The following is a 16,266-nucleotide window of genomic DNA, read 5'->3' on the forward strand; positions in this document are numbered from 1 at the left end:
GAGTGAGGAAGTCGTGGATCGTGTCACGCTGCGGGGACTGAGCGTCCGCGGCCACCACGGAGTGTTCCCGCACGAACGCGAGGACGGCCAGACGTTCGTGGTCGACCTCGTGCTGGGCCTGGACACCGCCCCCGCCGCGGCGGCCGACGACCTCGGGCGGACCGTGCACTACGGTGTGCTGGCCGAACAGGTCGCCGCGGTCGTCGCCGGCGATCCGGTCGACCTCATCGAAACCCTCGCCCAGCGCATCGCCGACACGTGCCTCGGGCATGAGGTGGTCGAGGAGGTGGAGGTGACCGTGCACAAACCCGATGCGCCGATCACCGTGCCCTTCGACGACGTGACCGTCACCATCACCCGGAGGCGCCCGTGACTCCCCCGAGCCCCGCCTATCCGTCCGAGCAGCAGCCCGTCGACCCCACCGTGCAGCCGGTACCGGCCGCCGTCACCGCCAGGGTCGACGCGGCCGACAGCACCCTGCAGAACCCCAGGAGCGCCGTGATCGCCCTGGGCAGCAACATGGGCAACCGCCTGGAGACGCTCCAGGGCGCCGTCGACGCGCTGGAGGACACGCCCGGCGTGCGGGTCAAGGCCGTCTCGCCGGTCTACGAGACCGACCCCTGGGGTGTCGAGCCCGGCAGCCAGGCGGACTACTTCAACGCCGTCGTGCTGGTCCGCACCACGCTGCCGCCGCAGGCGCTGCTGGAGCGCGGCCACGCCATCGAGGAGGCGTACCTGCGGGTGCGGGCCGAGCAGTGGGGCCCGCGCACCATCGACGTCGACATCGTCGCCTACCAGGGCGTGGTCTCCGCCGACCCCGTGCTGACCCTGCCGCACCCGCGCGCGCACGAACGCGGCTTCGTGCTCGTACCGTGGTACGACGTGGAGCCGGCCGCGGAGCTGCCGGGACACGGCGCGGTGGCCGACCTGCTGGCGGCCGTCGGCCGGGACGGGGTACGGCTGCGGGCCGACGTGGAACTCCGGCTGCCCGAGTAAGCGTTGGCAGTCACGAGGACCTAGGGACATCGGAGGCGGGCAACTCGGTGAGGACGCTGCGGATCAGGACGCTGGCGGGGCTCTTCGTGGTCGCGGGCGTGGTCGCGTGGGCGGTGGCCCGGCTGTGGGACTCCGTGGGCACGTTGCCCGGCGTGCCCATCGCGGCACCGATCGTGCTGGGGCTGATCGCGGCGATCCTGTTCGGGACCGCGCTGAACCTGCGGGCGCGGCTGCGGGCCCAGCGGGAGCGGAGCGCGGGGGCGAAGGGGGTCGACCCGCTGGCTGCGGCGCGCGCGGTGGTCTTCGGCCAGGCCAGCGCGCTGGTCGCGTCGCTCGTGGCCGGGCTCTACGGCGGGACGTGCGTCTACCTCCTCATGTACAAGCTCGACATGGAGCCCCGGCAGCAGCAGGCGATCTACTCGGGGCTGGCCGTGCTGGCGGGGATCGCGGTCGTCGCGGCAGCGCTCTTCCTGGAGCGCGTCTGCAAGCTCCCCGAGGACGACGACCCCAACGCCCCCGCCTCACCCCCCCAACGCCGCCGCACCCCCCACTGACCTCGAGTGCGCCCGCTGGTCGTCACCGGCCCGAAGGGGCTGTTCGGTCCGATCCGGGACCACCGGCCGGTGGCCGGTGGCACGCGCAGGGTGCACCTCCCCCGGTCGAAGGCCGGGTGACCCCGCGCCCCGCGGGCCTCCCCCTGCCCCCGGGGGGGGCGCGTTTCCGGCGCGCCGGCGGATCGGGGTGGGCCCGGCCCCGGAAGGACCAGGAACGCTTGACCCGGCAGGGGTCCGCGTGGTTCGCTCCGCAGCGTGAACGTGTTCGCGCTGCGCCTGCACAGGAGGGTCCACCTGGACTACCTCCGGTACGCGGGCTGCGTGTGTACGGCCGCGCGCTGACGCGCGCCTCAGGCCCGCCGTTCACCCACGCCTCAAGGTGGTCTGCCTTGTCCGTTCCGCGTACCTCCCGTCAGGATTCCCGTACCGCCCCCACCGCCGCCGACCTGCTCGACTTCGCGCGGCGCGTCGCCGCCGACACCCGCCTCGTCGCGGGACTGCCGCTCGACCCGGAAGGCCGCACCTGGGCGCGGTTGGACGGCCCGGCCGGCACCGAGGCCTGGCTGATCGGATGGCCGCCCGGCGCCGAGACCGGCTGGCACGACCACGGCGGCTCGCACGGCGCCTTCGTGACCGCGGCCGGCGAGCTGACCGAGCAGTCGCTGTCGGTCCCGCTGCCGAGCGAGGGCTGGCGCTCCCTGGAACTGGCCGACGGCCTCGACCGGCTGCGCGTGCTGCCCGAGGGCCGCGGCCGGGCCTTCGGCCGCAACCACCTGCACCAGGTGGAGAACCGCTCCGGCCGCGTGCACGCCGTCTCCGTGCACGCCTACTACCCGCCGCTGCCGCTGATCCGCCGGTACAGCCGCAAGGGCAGCACCCTGCGGCTGGAACTCGTCGAACGCCCCGAGGAGTGGTGATGGCCGCGCGATCCGTCGAGGAGCACCTGGCCCTGGTCCGGGCCGGCCTGACCCGTCTGACGCCCCGTCAGGCGGCCGACGCCGCGGCCCACCGGGACGCGCTGCTGGTCGACATCCGCTACGCGGCCCTGCGGGACCGCGACGGCACCCTGCCGGGCGCGGCCGTGGTCGAGCGCAACGAGCTGGAATGGCGGCTGGATCCGTCCGGTGCGCACCGCATCGCGCAGGCCACCGGCCACGACCGGCTCGTCGTGGTGTTCTGCAACGAGGGCTACGCCTCGTCCCTGGCCGCCGCCTCCCTGCGGGAGCTCGGCCTGCACCGGGCGACGGACCTCGTCGGCGGGTTCCAGGCGTGGCGCGCGGCCGGACTGCCGGTCGCCGCGCCCACCGGCGTGCCGACCGTCCCCACCCCGCACATCGCCACAACGACCGGATTCGATCTTGAGAAATGATCTTGGGGTGAGGGACGTGGACGGCATTTGGGGACACATCGTGCCCGGCCGAACGCCCTCCGTGTCCACGGTCCGGGCCGAGGGGCCAAACCCCCCGAAAATTAAGGGACCCGGCGCCCCACGCGGCCGCCGCGCACGCTAAATTTCTGGCCATGCCCCGTGGACGCCACCGCCATTCTCAGCCGTTGCACCGGATGCTGCCGCCGCTGACCGTCGCGTGCGCCGCGGCGGCACTCGCCGCGGCCTCCCTTCTCGCCGGCGATACGGCGGTACTACGGGCCATCGCCGCCGCCACCGCGCTCACCGCGTGCGCCGGCGCCCTGCTCGCCCGCGCCTGGGACCGCTCCGCGGGCCGCCGGGTCGGCGAGCTGCTGCAGGCCCGCACCCGGGACGAGTGGCGTGCCGAGGAGCGGATCGCCGAGGTCGAGACGGACCTCGAGGAGTACCGCGAGATACGCGCCCGGCTGGAGAAGAAGCTGCGCGGCAAGCGCTCCGAACTGGCCAGGCTGCGCACCGAGCACGCCGATCTGCTGCGCCGCTACGCCACCGCCGAGTCCGAGCGGGCCCGCGCGCTGGAGGCCCGCCGCAAGCTCCAGGTGGAGGGCGCGGCCGCCCAGCAGCCGCTGGCCCTGACCACCGGGGTCTCTCCGGTCGGCCCCGCCGCCTACCTCAAGGCCGCGCAGGCCCTGCGGGACCTCCCGCGGAACGCCGCCAGGCAGCAGGCGCAGCGCACCGTCGAGGTGGCCCGCCGCCGCGACGCCGCCGCCGTCACCGACGAGCCGCAGGGCCGCCACGCTTCCGGCGCGGCCGCCGCCCCGGCCGACCCGCCGGTCCGCGAGCACCACCTCGTGCCGGCCGCGGCCGCCGTCCTCCCGTACGGGCAGCGCGGCGCGTCCGCCTCCGCCGCGGCCCACCGCGCCATCGGCGGCTTCGACTTCTTCGGCACGCAGTCGCCCAAGGCGCTGGAGTCCGCGGTGAGCCCGGCGCCCGACCACGAGACGCACGCGGAGCACGGCGAGCGCGAGCAGCGCGAGGCGCACGGCGAGCACGGTCAGGCGCCCGAGGCCGGTCAGGCCCCCGCGGACCACGAGGTCATCGACCTCACCGCGCACGACGAGACCGAGCAGCTCGACGTGACGGAACTGCGCGCGCAGGTCTGACCGTTCGGGCCGCCGCGAGCGGCACACGCACCAAGGAGCCGCCCGACGGGCGGCTCCTTCCGTGTACGGCCCCGGTGCCGCCGCCGCCCGGCGGCTACTTGTCGATGTCGCCGACGACGAAGAACATCGAGCCCAGGATCGCGACCATGTCGGCCACCAGCGTGCCCGGCAGCAGCACCGTCAGCGCCTGGATGTTGTTGAACGACGCCGAGCGCAGCTTCAGCCGGTACGGCGTCTTCTCGCCCTTGGACACCAGGTAGTAGCCGTTGAGGCCCAGCGGGTTCTCGGTCCAGGCGTAGGTGTGGCCCTCGGGAGCCTTCAGCACCTTCGGCAGGCGCTGGTTGATGGGGCCCGGGGGCAGCTCGGCCAGCCGGTCCAGGCAGGCGTCCGCGAGGTCCAGCGCGTTGCGCGTCTGCTCCAGCAGCACCTCGAAGCGGGCCAGGCAGTCGCCCTCGGTCCGCGTCACGACCTTCAGCACGTCGGCGAGTTCGCCGTACGCGAGGTACGGCTCGTCGCGCCGCAGGTCGAAGTCGACGCCCGAGCCGCGGGCGATCGGCCCGCTCACGCCGAACGCGTGCACGTCCTGCCGGGACAGCACGCCGACCCCGCGGGTGCGGCCGCGGAAGATCTCGTTGCCGAGCACCAGGTCGTCGAACCGGCCCATCCGCGAGCGCACCGACGCCACCGCGTGGCGGGCGCGCTCGGTCCAGCCGTTGGGCAGGTCCTCCTTGAGGCCGCCCACGCGGTTGAACATGTAGTGCATGCGGCCGCCGGAGACCTCCTCCATGACGTGCTGCAGCTCCTCGCGTTCGGTGAACGCGTAGAAGATCGGGGTGATCCCGCCCAGTTCCAGCGGGTACGAGCCGAGGAACATCAGGTGGTTGAGGACCCGGTTGAGCTCGGCGAGCAGGGTGCGGGTCCACACCGCGCGCTCGGGCACCTCCATGCCGAGCATCCGCTCGACGGCCAGCACGACGCCCAGCTCGTTGGAGAACGCGGACAGCCAGTCGTGCCGGTTCGCCAGCATGATGATCTGGCGGTAGTCGCGCGCCTCGAACAGCTTCTCCGCGCCGCGGTGCATGTAGCCCACGATCGGCTCGCAGCTCTGCACGCGCTCGCCGTCGAGCACCATCCGCAGCCGCAGCACGCCGTGGGTGGAGGGGTGCTGCGGGCCGATGTTCAGCACCATGTCGGTGCCCTCGGCGGCCCCGCCGACCCCGATCGTGGTCTCGGTCATGCCCCCATCCTCTCAGCCCCCGCGCGGTACGCCGACGGCGGAATCGCCAGGAGCGTGACGGGTGGCAGGCGGCGATGCCGGGCGGGAAGAGTGGGGGCATGGATCTTCTGGTGCTGGGCGGAACGGAGTTCGTGGGGCGGGCGGTCGCGGAGGCGGCGGTGGAGCGGGGCTGGCAGGTGACGGTCTTCCACCGCGGCCGGCATCCCGCGCCGGAGGGGGTGCGGGTGCTCACCGGGGACCGGGAGGGCGACCTGTCGGCACTCGCCGCGGGCCGCTGGGACGCGGTGGTCGACACGTGGTCGGGTGCGCCCGGCGCGGTGCGGGAGTCGGCGCGCCTGCTGGCGGACCGGGTGGGCCGGTACGCGTACGTGTCGAGCCGGTCGGTCTACGCGTACCCGCCGCCGGACGGGCTGGACGAGACCGCCACGGTCGTCGAGCCGCGCGGCGCCGACGACGCCGACGACGCCGACGACGCCGACGACGCCGACGACTACGCCGCGGTCAAGCGCGGCGGGGAACTGGCCGCGGAGGAGGTGTTCGGCGACCGCGCGCTGTTCGTCCGGGCCGGCCTGATCCTCGGCCCGTGGGAGAACGTGGGCCGGCTCCCGTGGTGGCTGAACCGTGTCGCGCGCGGCGGTGACGTGCTGGCACCCGGCCCGCGCGACCTGCCGTTGCAGTACATCGACGTGCGGGACCTGGCCGCGTGGACCCTCGACGCCGTCGCCGATGGGCTGGGCGGGCCCTACAACCTGGTGAGCGCGCCCGGTCACACGACGATGGGGGAGCTGCTGGAGTCCTGCCTCGCCGTGACGGGATCGTCCGCGGTGCTGCGGTGGACGGATCCCGCGGTGATCGAGGCGGCGGGGATCGAGCCGTGGACCGAGCTTCCCGTCTGGCTGCCGCCGGGGCCGCTGCACGCGGCGATGCACGGCGGTGACGTGTCCAAGGCGCTGGCCAGCGGGTTGCGCTGCCGGCCGGTCGGCGAGACCGTCGCCGACACCTGGGAGTGGCTCCGGTCCCTCCCCGGCCCCCCGCCGCAACGCCCCGACCGCCCCGCGGTCGGCCTCTCCCCCACCGCCGAGTCCCGCGCCCTCTCCACCCCGCACCCCTGAGAGGGGCTGCGCCGCTTCTACCGGCCGCGGGCCGGTGGTCCGGAGCGGACCGGTCTGCCCCTTGGGGGCGGGTGGCGGAGTGCGGCGCCATTGCGGGTGAGGGGTGCCCATCCGGGGGCGCGGGGTCCCCCAGCCTTCGGCCGGGAGGCGCCCCTAGCGCGGGTAACCGGCCACCGGCCGGTGGTCCGGAGCGGACCGGTCTGCCCCTTCGGGGCGGTGGGCGGAGTGCGGCGCCGCCGTGGCTGGCCGCGTTGGGGGCACCCCCGGACGGAGTCTGGGGGACCCCGCGCCCCTGATGGGGCGCACTGTTCTTCCGCGGTGGCCCTGTCCGGGCGGGGGCAACTCCCCGGGGCCCGGGGTCCCCCAGCCTTCGGCCGGGAGGCGCCCCCAGTGCGGGTAACCGGCCGCGGGCCGGTGGTCCGGAGTGGACCGGTCCGCCCCTTCGGGGGCGGGTGGCGGAGTGCGGCGCCGCCATAGCTGGGTCCGCCCCTTCGGGGCGGTGGGCGGCGGTCAGTCGAGGAGGGCCGCGCAGGCGGGGGTGACGGGCGTGGTGAGCCACAGGAACGTGCCGAGCGAGGCCGGGGAGAGCAGCTCCGCGGCCTCGGACGCGGCAGCCAGCCGGCGCACGTAGGCCGCGGGGTCGGTGGACGCCAGGGAGAGCGGCGGGCGCGCCCCGGAGACCCCGAGCGCACGCAGCGCCGCGCGCTGCGTGCGCGCCGTCCCCGGCAGGGAGTCGAAGGCGACGTGAGCCGTCACGTCGCAGGAGCCGTCCGGCACGGGAAGGACCTGGCGCCCGCCGCGGTACCCGGTGAGCGTGCCCTCTTCCGGGCGGGACGCCACGATGTGGCCGTAGTCCACCGCCACGGCCAGCCCCGCGTCGAGCGAGGCGACCGCCTCCTGCCACGCGAGGTCGCGCGGCCGGCCGATCTCCGCCCGCCCGGCGCCGGGCTCCAGCGGCCACCACCGACGCAGCCACTCGGCGTCGTCCGTGTCCACCCCGGCGCCCAGGCGCTCCGCGCCGTCCCCCGGCCGCACCTCCAGGTAGCGGGTCTCGCCGGAGGGTGTGCGGACCGCCACGTCAAGGGGGACGTTGTCCAGCCACTCGTTGGCGAACAGCAGCCCGCGCGCGCCCCGCGGCGGCTCCGGGGTCCACGAGATCCGCGGGTCGAGTCCGGCGGGCCGCGCGGCCCGCTCCACCGCGTGGACCCGCACCCGCCGCAGCAGGTCGGCGTCCCGCGCGCGGAGCGCGTCCAGCACGCCCGCGGCCAGCTCGCCGCGCCCCGCGCCCATGTCGACGAAGTCCAGCGCGGAGGGGGTGCCGAGGGCCGTGTCCACCCGGCGCAGCAGTTCCGCGACCGCCCCGGCGAACAGCGGCGAGGCGTGCACCGAGGTGCGGAAGTGGTCCGCGGGTGCCTGCCGCACGAAGAACCCCTCGGGCCCGTACAGCGCGCGCTGCGTCGCGGCCCGCCACGGCAGCCACTCCGTGTTCACGCCGTGCACGCCATCTACACCGTTCACGCCGTTCACGCCGTCGCTCACGCCGCCTACCGTACGTGACGGCGGGCGTGGGACTCGTCACAGGGGAACCTTTGTGACCTGCCGGAGCGTCCCACGACCGGGCGCGTCGACAGCCGGGCCCGGTAGGGTTTCGGCGGCAGGCAGTACGAGGGAGTGGACAAGCGGATGACGGCCGGACACGAGGGAACCCCCGAGAGCGACGACCCGTTCGCGTATCTCTACCGCTCCGAGGGCGGCGAGCAGGCGGACCCGGCGGCGGCTCAGCCGCGCCCGGCGAACCAGCCGCGCACCTCGTACAACCAGGTGCAGCGGGTCGGTGAGCGGCGCAGCCCCCAGCAGCCGCCGCAGGCGACCGGCGGGTACGGCTACCCGCCCCAGCAGTACGGCAACGGGGCGACGCAGGCGACGCAGCAGTACGGACAGCAGCAGTACGGGCAGCAGCAGTACGGAAACGGGGCCACCCAGCAGTACCAGCAGCAGCCCTACGGCGGGCAGCAGACGTACGAGGGCCAGCCGTCCGACGGCGGCCCGGGCGGCCGCCGCGGCGGGCACGGCGGTGACGGCGACGGCCCGAACCGCAAGGGCCTGCTGATCGGCGCGGTCGCGGTGGTGGCGGCCGTCGCGATCGGCATCGCCTTCGCGATGACCAACGGCTCCGGCGACAAGGGCGACAACGCCGGCGCCGGCAGGACCACCCCGCCGGTCGCGACGAGCGCGCCGACCACCGACCCGACCCCGTCGGCCACGCCCTCGGACTTCGACTCCGGCAAGGTCGACGCCTCCACGCTGACCCTGGCGGGCGGCGCGAAGCAGAGCACCCAGTGGCCGGGCGCCGACGCGGCGAACGGCACCTACGTCGACGGCATGGGCGCGCCCGGCGCGTCCGTGCTGTGGAACGTCACCGTGCCCGAGGACGGCGCGTACACGTTCTTCATCAGCTACGGGAACGCCGGCGCCGACGCCAACCTGGCCCTGGCGGTCAACGCCAAGCCCCGCACGGACATGGTCAACCTGCGGAACTACGGCAGCTACACGGACTGGTCCAAGGCGTGGGACAACCACACCTACTCGTGGGTGGACCTGAAGAAGGGTGCCAACACCCTGTCGCTGACGTGCCTGCCGACGAAGAACTGCGGTGTGAACATCGACCAGGTGTGGCTCAAGCAGGGCCAGGTCAAGAAGTAGCGGGCGGCAGGTGGGCGGCGCCCGCGGACCTCAGGCGTCCGCGACGACCTTCACCTGCGCCAGCAGGTCCTCGTAGACCGCGCGGTCGTACTCGCCGGCCGCCGGCGCCACCACGGTCGCCGCGGACAGGGCGACCGCCCGGGCCAGCCGCTGCGGCCACGGCAGCTCCTCCACCACGCCGGACAGCAGGCCGGCCACCGCGGAGTCCCCCGCGCCCGTGGGATTGCCCGACAGCCGTCCCGGCGGCACCGCATGCCACACGCCCTCCTCGGCGACCGCCAGCATCCCCTCGGCGCCCAGCGAGGCGGCCACCGCGCGCGCCCCGCGCCGCCGCGCGTCCCGGGCGGCCCTGGCGGGCTCGGAGAAGCCCGTGAGGCCGGCCAGCTCGTCGGCGTTGGGCTTGATCAGGTCGGGCCGGGCCGCCAGGCCCCGCCGCAGCGGCTCGCCGCTGGTGTCCAGCAGCACGAACACCCCCGCCGCCCGCGCCTCGCGCACCAGGTCGGCGTAGGCGCCGACGGGCACTCCCGGCGGGAGGCTGCCGCACAGCGCCACCGCGCCGGCCTCGCCGGAGCCCAGCAGCCCGCGGTAGACGTCGACGAAGGACGCCCACTCGGCGGGGCTGACGGTCGGGCCGGGCTCGTTGAACATCGTGGTGTCGCCGGTCGCGGCGTCCACCACGGCCACCGTCCTGCGGGTCGCGCCCGCGGTCGGCACCAGCGCGTCGGTGAGCAGGTCGGCGCGGGTCGCGGCGGCCAGGCGGCGGCGCAGTTCCTCGCCGGACGTGCCGCCGGCGAAGCCCGTGACGGCCGTGCGGTGCCCGAGGCCGGCCAGCACCCGGGCGACGTTCAGCCCCTTGCCGCCGGGCCGCTCGGCTATGTCGAGGACCCGGTGGGTGGTGTGCGGGCGCAGCGACGGGACCCGGTAGGTCACATCGAGTGCGGCGTTCAGCGTGACGGTGATGATCACCTGTCGATGATGGCAAAACAACGGCGGCCAGCCCAGAGCGGGCCGACCGCCTTTACCCACACGTTTCCCGTAGGGAGGGCGGACGCGGCCGGGGTGTTCCCTGTGCCCCGTTATGTCGGGCGGGCCCCGGCGAAGGGGCCCGCGCGCCCGCCCGGCCGGCCGTCACACCGGCTCGACGACCCACTCGCCCTTGCGCATCACACCGACCAGGTCGTACGCCTCGTCCAGCACCACCAGGTCGGCGTCCTTGCCGGGCTCCAGCGTGCCGATCCGGTCCGACAGGCCCAGCAGGCGGGCCGGGTTGACGGAGATGGCCTGCACGGCGTCGGTCAGCGCCAGCCCGTCGACGGTCACGGCGCGCTTGAACGCGGTGTCCAGGGTGAGCGTGGAGCCCGCGATGGAGCCGCCCTCGACCAGGCGGGCGACGCCCTCGAGGACCTCGACCTTCATCGGGCCCAGGTCGTACATGCCGTCGCCGAAGCCGGCCGCGTCCATCGCGTCGGTGATGAACGCGACGCGGCCCGCGCCCGCGCTGCCGAAGGCGAGTTCGAGGACCGCGGGGTGCAGGTGCACGCCGTCGTTGATCAGCTCGACGGTGACCCGCTCGTCCTCCAGCAGGGCCGCGATCGGGCCGGGCTGGCGGTGCTGGAGCGGCGGCATCGCGTTGAACAGGTGCGTGGCGACGGTCGCGCCGGCGTCGATGGCCTCGCGGGTCTGCTCGTAGCTGCCGTCGGTGTGGCCGATCGCGGCGATCACGCCGAGGTCGGCGAGCAGCCGCACCGACTCGATGCCGCCGGGCAGTTCGGCCGCCAGGGTGACCATGCGGACCGCGCCGCGACCGGCCTCGACGAGCTTGCGCACATCGGCCGGGTCGGGGTTGCGCAGCAGCCCCTCGTCGTGGGCGCCCTTGCGGCACGGGGAGATGAACGGGCCCTCGTAGTGGATGCCGGCCAGGTCGCCCTGCTCGACGAGTTCGGACAGCAGGCCCGCCTGGCGGGAGAGGGCGTCCAGGCTCTCGGTGACGGTGGAGGCGACGACCGTGGTGGTGCCGTGCCGGCGGTGGGTGCGCACGCCGGTGAGGATGTCCTCGGCGCCGCCGGAGGTGAAGGACGCGCCGCCGCCGCCGTGGTTGTGGAGGTCCACGAAGCCGGGGACGATCGTGTACCCGCGGCCCGACAGGTCCACGGTCGTCCGGCCCTCGGCGGAGGCGCCGTCGGCGCCGGCCGGCGGCTCGGCGGCGATCCGGGTGCCCTCGACGGTCAGCCGGCCCCCGTCCACCACTCCTGACGGCAGGACCACACGGGCACCGGCGAGGACCGTGCGGTGCGTTGTCGTTACGGGAGCCATCAGGCCGTTACCTCCACGGAGATCAGATCCCAGGCGAGCAGGCCCGCACCCAGGCATCCTGCGGTGTCCCCGAGGGCGGCGGGGACGATGAGGGGGAGTTTCTGGAACGTGATGCGCGCCTCGACGGCCGCGCGCAGCGGTCCGAAGAGGGTGTCCCCGGCTTCGGCGAGTCCGCCGCCGATGATGAGCACCCGGGGGTCCAGCAGGGTGAGTCCGGTCACCAGACCGGCGGCGAGCGCGTCGACCGCGTCGCGCCAGACCTCGATCGCGGCGGGGTCGCCGGCCTCCACGGCCCGCGCGCAGGCGGCGGCGTCGGCCTCCGGGTCGCCGCTGGCGGCGGCCCAGGCGCGGGAGACGGCGCCGGCCGAGGCCAGCGTCTCCAGGCAGCCCCGCTGGCCGCAGTTGCACGGCGGCCCGTCGGGCCGGACCACGATGTGGCCGATCTCGCCCGCGTAGCCGTGCGCGCCCGCCTCGATCCGCCCCTCGATGCCGATGGCCCCGGCGATGCCGGTGCCCAGCGGCAGGAAGAGGAAGCGGTCGGCGCCGTTGCCCGCGCCGATCCGGCCCTCGGCCAGGCCGCCGGTGCGCACGTCGTGGCCGAGCGCGACCGGGACCCCGCCGAGCCGCTCGGAGAGCAGGTCGCGCAGCGGCACGTCCTTCCAGCCGAGGTTGGCCGCGTACACGGCGATGCCCGCGCGGTCGTCGACGATGCCGGGCACGGCGACGCCGGCCGCGGCGGCCGGCTCCCCGTACTCCTTCATGCCGTGGTCGCGCAGGTCGGCGGCGAAGTCGAGGATCGCGGTGACCACCGCGTCGGGACCGCGTTCCCGGCCGGTGGGACGGCGTGCCTGGTGGAGCAGGGTGCCGTCCGCGGCGACCAGGGCGGCCTTCATCCCGGTGCCGCCCACATCGAGGGCGATGACATGTCTCACGGGGTACAGTCTCTCGTCTCCTCCCCAGAAAGGTCTAGTCCACTCGGCGGGGAAGATCGGTCGCGCCCAACGGGGGCGCGGGCAGCGGCCGCCGCGGGGGACCCGCTGGCGAAGCGAGTTCACTCATGGTGTAGACGTTGGCTCAAGGTGTGGGGAAGACTCGACGCTTCCGTAGGCGGATGCGCAACGCAGAACGCCCGTAGTCATAAGGCGGTAGGAACGGTGCAGCGGCGACGACTTCTCGGGTTGGCGGCGGCGGGCGTGGCGTCCGTGCTGGCGGCCACCACCCTCAGCGCGTGCGGTGGCAGCAGTTCACTGAGCGGGAACGTCACGGTGCACATGGTCGCCGCCGACTACGGTGATCCCAAGACGCACAACAGCTCCACCGAGTACTGGAACTCGCTGGCCGCCGCCTTCGAGAAGCAGAACCCGAAGATCAAGGTCGACGTGCAGGTCCTCAGCTGGGACGTCGTCGACGACAAGGTCGCCCAGATGGTCAAGGCCGGCAGCCCGCCGGACATCGCGCAGATCGGCTCCTACGCCTCCTACGCCGCCGCGGGCCAGCTGTACAGCGCCGACGACCTGTTCACCGTCAGCGAGCAGTCGGACTTCCTGCCCGCGCTGTCCGACGCCGGTTCCGTCGACCGCACCCAGTACGGCATACCGTGGGTCTCCAGCTCCCGGATGTTCTTCTACAACAAGAAGCTCTTCGAGCAGGCCGGCATCACCTCCGCGCCGCAGACGTGGACCGACGTCGAGCAGGACGCGAAGGCCCTCAAGGCCAACGGCGTGAAGGTCCCCTACGGTCTGCCGCTGGGCACCGAGGAGGCGCAGGCCGAGGCCCTGATGTGGATGCTCGGCGACGAGGGCGGCTACACCGACACCGTCGGCAGCTACACCTTCGACTCCGCGGCGAACGTCGACACCTTCGACTGGCTGAAGAAGCACCTCGTGCAGCCCGGCCTGGTGCAGGCCACCGACCCGGCCAAGACCAACCGCCGCGACGTCTTCACCGCCTTCCTCGACGGCCACGCCGGCATGATCATGGGCCACCCGACGCTGCTCGCGCAGGCCAAGGCCAACCACATCGACGTGGGCGTCGCCGCGCTGCCGGGCAAGCAGGGCCCGTCCACCGACACCCTCGGTGTCGCCGACTGGATGATGGCGTTCAAGCAGAACGGCAAGAAGGAAGCGGACGGCAAGTTCCTGCAGTTCGTGTACCAGGAGAAGAACGCGGTCAAGTTCCTCGACGAGTACGGGCTGCTGCCGGTGACCACCTCCGCGCTGCAGACCATGCAGGACGACCCCAAGTACGCGGACCTCAAGAAGTTCCTGGCCCTGCTGCCCGACGCGGTCTTCTACCCTGTCAACAAGACCTCGTGGGGCCCGGTCAGCGACGAGGTGAAGCGGAGCATCGGCCAGGCCGTGCACGCCGACCCCAAGGACGTGCTGTCCAAGCTGCAGGTCGACGCCTCGGGGCTGGACAACGCCCAGAAGTCGGCGCAGAAGTAACCGCGGACCCGGGGCCCGGGCCCGCGCGGTGAGCGCGGGCCCCGGAAGGTGACGGCATGAGCGACGAGCGGCCCCGCAGCGGGTCGGACGAGAACCCGCTGTCCGGCGCGGCCGCCAGTGCCGCCGGTGCCGGCGGCGAGCCGGGCGGCGCCGAGCCCGGGAGTGGGTCGGGCAGGGAGCTGTCCGAGCGCGACCGGGCGGTGCTCGACATCGCGGGCCGCACCTGGACCGGGCCCGGCCCCCGCGAACGGGCGATACGCGAGCGCCTCGACCTCTCGCCGACCGCGTACTTCCAGCTGCTCAACGCCCTGATCGACGACCCGCGCGCGCTGCGGCACGCCCCCGTCACCGTCAACCGCCTGCGGGCCGAGCGCGACCGCCAGCGCGCCGCGCGCTAGCCCCCGGACGGCGGCCGGACGGCCCCCGGACGGCCGCGGGGCAGCCTGCGGGCAGCGGCGGGGCGACCTGGAGGCGGCCGCCGGGCATCAGCCGGGCAGGCGCGACCGGCGCGTCCCGCGGACGTGCGCCCGTACGCCGGGCGTGCGCCCGCCCCGCGCGGGTAGGGTCGGCAGCATGGCTTCCGCCGACCTCCCCGCACCCCGCACGCCCGAGGGCAGGGACGGCCTCGCCGCCCTGCTGGCCCACCCCGAACGCGCCGTCGTCGCGCTGGACTTCGACGGGACGCTGGCCCCGATCGTGCCGGACCCCGACCAGGCCCGCGCCCATCCGGGCGCCGCCGCCGCGCTCTCCCGCCTCGCCCCGCACCTGGCGGCCGTCGCCGTGGTGACCGGCCGCCCGGCCGGCGTGGCCGTCCGCTACGGCGGCTTCGCCGGCGTCCCGGGCCTGGACCACCTGGTGGTCCTCGGCCACTACGGCGCCGAGCGCTGGGACGCCCGCAGCGGCGAGGTCCACACGCCGGGCGCCCACCCGGGCGTCACCGCGGTCCGCGCGGAACTGCCCGGCTTCCTCGACCGCATCGGCGCCTGGTCCGGGACGTGGATCGAGGACAAGGGCGGCCGTGCCGTGGCCGTCCACACCCGCCGCACCGAGGACCCCGACGCCGCGTTCGAGGCGCTGCGCCGCCCGCTGCACGAACTCGCCGAGTCGCACGGCCTGATGGTCGAACCCGGCCGCTACGTCCTGGAGTTGCGGCCCCCCGGCGTGGACAAGGGCGTGGCGCTGGCCGCGTACCTGCGCGAGGTCGACGCCGGATCGGTGCTGTACGGCGGCGACGACCTCGGCGACCTGGCGGCGTTCGCCGCCGTCGAGGACCTGCGCAAGCACGGCACCGCCGGCCTGCTGGTGGCCAGCGCGGGCACCGCCGAGTCGCCGCCGGAGGTGGCCGAGCGGGCCGACCTGACCGTGCCGGGCCCGGAGGGCGTGGTGGCCCTCCTCGACGCGTTGGCGGACGCCCTGGAATGAGGTTCCGGCGCCCTGGCCCGGGCCGGTGCGCTCAGCCGGTGGGTCCGGCCGGTCGGCCGAGGAACGCGGCCACGGCGGCGACGAAACGTCCGGGGCCGTCGATCCAGGGGTAGTGGGAGGCTCCCGGCTGCACGACCGCCGAGGCTCGGGGGAACAGCCCCGAGAGGTCCGTCACGGACGTCGCGGGGCTGTTGACGTCAAACTCCCCGGCGGCCAGCAGGACCGGTGCGGCCAGTCCGCCGAGTGCGGCCCGGGTGGCGGCGGGCTCGAACGCGCCCTCCGCCGCGTAACCCGCGACGGCCGCCTCGTTGCGCGGCCGGGCCGCCGCGTGGTGGGCCCGCGCCTCGTCGTCCCAACGGGCGTAGAAGAACGGGGAGATGGCGTCCCAGTCGCTGCCGGTGCCCTCGGTGATCGCGGCCAGTGCGGCGAACGCGGCGGGGAACCACGGCTCGTGCGCGCGCAGTTGGGCCACCGCGCGGCGCTGCCCGCCGGTGATCGTGACGCCGGCCGCCCGGCTCCCCGGGGTGACGAGGACGAGCCGGCCCACCCGGTCGGGGTGCCGGGCCGCGTACAGCAGCGCGAGGTTGGCGCCGCCGGAGTGCGCGAGCAGGTCCACGCGCGGCAGCCCGAGGTGCGCGCGCAGCGCCTCGACGTCCGCCGTCATGCGGTCGCAGCGGTACGAGGACGGGTCCTCGGGCACAGCCGATCCACCGGTGCCGCGCAGGTCCAGGACGACCAGGCGGCGGTGCGCGGACAGCCCGCCCAGGTCGCCGAGGTACGCGGAGTCCGCGGGTCCGCCGGGCAGGCACACCAGCGGGGTGCCGTCGCCGGCGGTGCGGTACGTGAGAAGGGTGCCGTCAGGTGCGGAGAAGGTGGGCATGGCCCGAGCGTGGCACGCACAACCCGGTTGTACAACCTGGTTATGGAGCGCGGGGCCCTCGGTGTATAACCAGGTG

At 74.8% G+C, this 16,266-nt stretch carries 17 protein-coding genes; 11 read left to right on the top strand and 6 right to left on the bottom strand.

Annotated elements, in window-relative coordinates:
* Nucleotides 1-13 precede the first annotated feature (13 nt).
* The 6 genes from folB (at nucleotide 14) to BMW99_RS00360 (ending at nucleotide 4,079) form a co-directional block, all read left to right on the top strand.
* Nucleotides 14-373 carry a dihydroneopterin aldolase gene (folB, locus tag BMW99_RS00335; protein ID WP_069465028.1) on the top strand — a complete coding sequence of 120 codons (360 nt, stop codon included), beginning with the start codon at nucleotides 14-16 and terminating at the stop codon, nucleotides 371-373.
* Nucleotides 370-996, top strand: coding sequence for a 2-amino-4-hydroxy-6-hydroxymethyldihydropteridine diphosphokinase (folK, locus tag BMW99_RS00340; RefSeq protein WP_069465027.1), 627 nt, complete (start codon nucleotides 370-372; stop codon nucleotides 994-996). Before folB ends, folK begins: the two co-directional genes overlap by 4 nt.
* A gap of 47 nt (nucleotides 997-1,043) precedes the next feature.
* Nucleotides 1,044-1,550, top strand: coding sequence for a DUF3180 domain-containing protein (locus BMW99_RS00345; RefSeq protein ID WP_075016021.1), 507 nt, complete (start codon nucleotides 1,044-1,046; stop codon nucleotides 1,548-1,550).
* Nucleotides 1,551-1,939: 389 nt separating this feature from the next.
* Nucleotides 1,940-2,467 carry a cupin domain-containing protein gene (locus BMW99_RS00350; protein ID WP_075016022.1) on the top strand — a complete coding sequence of 176 codons (528 nt, stop codon included), beginning with the start codon at nucleotides 1,940-1,942 and terminating at the stop codon, nucleotides 2,465-2,467.
* The gene (locus tag BMW99_RS00355; RefSeq protein WP_069466194.1) at nucleotides 2,467-2,919 is read left to right on the top strand and encodes a rhodanese-like domain-containing protein; all 453 of its coding nucleotides are present in this window, start codon (nucleotides 2,467-2,469) and stop codon (nucleotides 2,917-2,919) included. Before BMW99_RS00350 ends, BMW99_RS00355 begins: the two co-directional genes overlap by 1 nt.
* A gap of 152 nt (nucleotides 2,920-3,071) precedes the next feature.
* Nucleotides 3,072-4,079 carry a hypothetical protein gene (locus BMW99_RS00360; protein ID WP_069466195.1) on the top strand — a complete coding sequence of 336 codons (1,008 nt, stop codon included), beginning with the start codon at nucleotides 3,072-3,074 and terminating at the stop codon, nucleotides 4,077-4,079.
* Nucleotides 4,080-4,173: 94 nt separating this feature from the next.
* On the opposite strand, the gene BMW99_RS00365 is transcribed toward BMW99_RS00360, so the two are convergent.
* Entirely contained in the window at nucleotides 4,174-5,316 is a 1,143-nt protein-coding gene (locus tag BMW99_RS00365; RefSeq protein WP_069466196.1) for an NADH-quinone oxidoreductase subunit D, read from the bottom strand.
* Between the two features lie 98 nt (nucleotides 5,317-5,414).
* Between BMW99_RS00365 and BMW99_RS00370 the strand changes: the two genes are divergently transcribed.
* Nucleotides 5,415-6,428 carry a Rossmann-fold NAD(P)-binding domain-containing protein gene (locus BMW99_RS00370; protein WP_075016023.1) on the top strand — a complete coding sequence of 338 codons (1,014 nt, stop codon included), beginning with the start codon at nucleotides 5,415-5,417 and terminating at the stop codon, nucleotides 6,426-6,428.
* Nucleotides 6,429-6,938: 510 nt separating this feature from the next.
* On the opposite strand, the gene BMW99_RS00375 is transcribed toward BMW99_RS00370, so the two are convergent.
* Nucleotides 6,939-7,967, bottom strand: coding sequence for an SAM-dependent methyltransferase (locus BMW99_RS00375; RefSeq protein ID WP_407640256.1), 1,029 nt, complete (start codon nucleotides 7,965-7,967; stop codon nucleotides 6,939-6,941).
* Nucleotides 7,968-8,111: 144 nt separating this feature from the next.
* On the opposite strand from BMW99_RS00375, the gene BMW99_RS00380 reads away from it, so the two are divergent.
* Entirely contained in the window at nucleotides 8,112-9,131 is a 1,020-nt protein-coding gene (locus tag BMW99_RS00380; protein ID WP_069465657.1) for a carbohydrate-binding protein, read from the top strand.
* Between the two features lie 30 nt (nucleotides 9,132-9,161).
* Here BMW99_RS00380 and BMW99_RS00385 read toward each other — a convergent pair whose 3' ends face one another.
* From BMW99_RS00385 to BMW99_RS00395, 3 genes are all read right to left on the bottom strand, one after another.
* Complete coding sequence (locus BMW99_RS00385) at nucleotides 9,162-10,097, bottom strand: 1-phosphofructokinase family hexose kinase (RefSeq protein ID WP_069465656.1); 936 nt, start codon at nucleotides 10,095-10,097, stop codon at nucleotides 9,162-9,164.
* A 162-nt stretch (nucleotides 10,098-10,259) separates the two neighbouring features.
* Nucleotides 10,260-11,444, bottom strand: coding sequence for an N-acetylglucosamine-6-phosphate deacetylase (nagA, locus tag BMW99_RS00390; protein WP_069465655.1), 1,185 nt, complete (start codon nucleotides 11,442-11,444; stop codon nucleotides 10,260-10,262).
* Nucleotides 11,444-12,376, bottom strand: a complete 933-nt coding sequence (locus tag BMW99_RS00395; RefSeq protein ID WP_069465654.1) for an ROK family protein — start codon at nucleotides 12,374-12,376, stop codon at nucleotides 11,444-11,446. Before BMW99_RS00395 ends, nagA begins: the two co-directional genes overlap by 1 nt.
* Before the next feature lie 222 nt (nucleotides 12,377-12,598).
* Between BMW99_RS00395 and BMW99_RS00400 the strand changes: the two genes are divergently transcribed.
* The 3 genes from BMW99_RS00400 to otsB all read left to right on the top strand — a co-directional run bounded on the left by BMW99_RS00400 (nucleotide 12,599) and on the right by otsB (nucleotide 15,310).
* Nucleotides 12,599-13,888, top strand: a complete 1,290-nt coding sequence (locus BMW99_RS00400) for an extracellular solute-binding protein (RefSeq protein WP_069465653.1) — start codon at nucleotides 12,599-12,601, stop codon at nucleotides 13,886-13,888.
* 56 nt (nucleotides 13,889-13,944) lie between these two features.
* Nucleotides 13,945-14,286 (top strand): DUF3263 domain-containing protein, encoded by a 342-nt coding sequence (locus BMW99_RS00405; RefSeq protein ID WP_079175877.1) that lies wholly within the window; start codon nucleotides 13,945-13,947, stop codon nucleotides 14,284-14,286.
* A gap of 175 nt (nucleotides 14,287-14,461) precedes the next feature.
* Nucleotides 14,462-15,310, top strand: a complete 849-nt coding sequence (gene otsB / locus BMW99_RS00410) for a trehalose-phosphatase (protein ID WP_069464838.1) — start codon at nucleotides 14,462-14,464, stop codon at nucleotides 15,308-15,310.
* Nucleotides 15,311-15,341: 31 nt separating this feature from the next.
* Here otsB and BMW99_RS00415 read toward each other — a convergent pair whose 3' ends face one another.
* Nucleotides 15,342-16,190: an alpha/beta fold hydrolase gene (locus BMW99_RS00415; RefSeq protein ID WP_069464837.1), complete on the bottom strand. Its 849-nt coding sequence runs from the start codon at nucleotides 16,188-16,190 to the stop codon at nucleotides 15,342-15,344.
* Nucleotides 16,191-16,266 lie beyond the last annotated feature (76 nt).

Source organism: Actinacidiphila rubida (genome assembly GCF_900110255.1).
GTDB classification, from domain to species: Bacteria; Actinomycetota; Actinomycetes; order Streptomycetales; family Streptomycetaceae; genus Actinacidiphila; species Actinacidiphila rubida.

Bases quoted from the DNA above. Each gene is read 5' to 3' on its own strand.
- BMW99_RS00355 (WP_069466194.1), top strand. From the start codon at position 2,467: ATGGCCGCGCGATCCGTCGAGGAGCACCTGGCCCTGGTCCGGGCCGGC.
- BMW99_RS00360 (WP_069466195.1), top strand. From the start codon at position 3,072: ATGCCCCGTGGACGCCACCGCCATTCTCAGCCGTTGCACCGGATGCTG.
- BMW99_RS00365 (WP_069466196.1), bottom strand. From the start codon at position 5,316: ATGACCGAGACCACGATCGGGGTCGGCGGGGCCGCCGAGGGCACCGAC.
- BMW99_RS00370 (WP_075016023.1), top strand. From the start codon at position 5,415: ATGGATCTTCTGGTGCTGGGCGGAACGGAGTTCGTGGGGCGGGCGGTC.
- BMW99_RS00380 (WP_069465657.1), top strand. From the start codon at position 8,112: ATGACGGCCGGACACGAGGGAACCCCCGAGAGCGACGACCCGTTCGCG.
- nagA (WP_069465655.1), bottom strand. From the start codon at position 11,444: ATGGCTCCCGTAACGACAACGCACCGCACGGTCCTCGCCGGTGCCCGT.
- BMW99_RS00405 (WP_079175877.1), top strand. From the start codon at position 13,945: ATGAGCGACGAGCGGCCCCGCAGCGGGTCGGACGAGAACCCGCTGTCC.
- otsB (WP_069464838.1), top strand. From the start codon at position 14,462: ATGGCTTCCGCCGACCTCCCCGCACCCCGCACGCCCGAGGGCAGGGAC.
- BMW99_RS00415 (WP_069464837.1), bottom strand. From the start codon at position 16,190: ATGCCCACCTTCTCCGCACCTGACGGCACCCTTCTCACGTACCGCACC.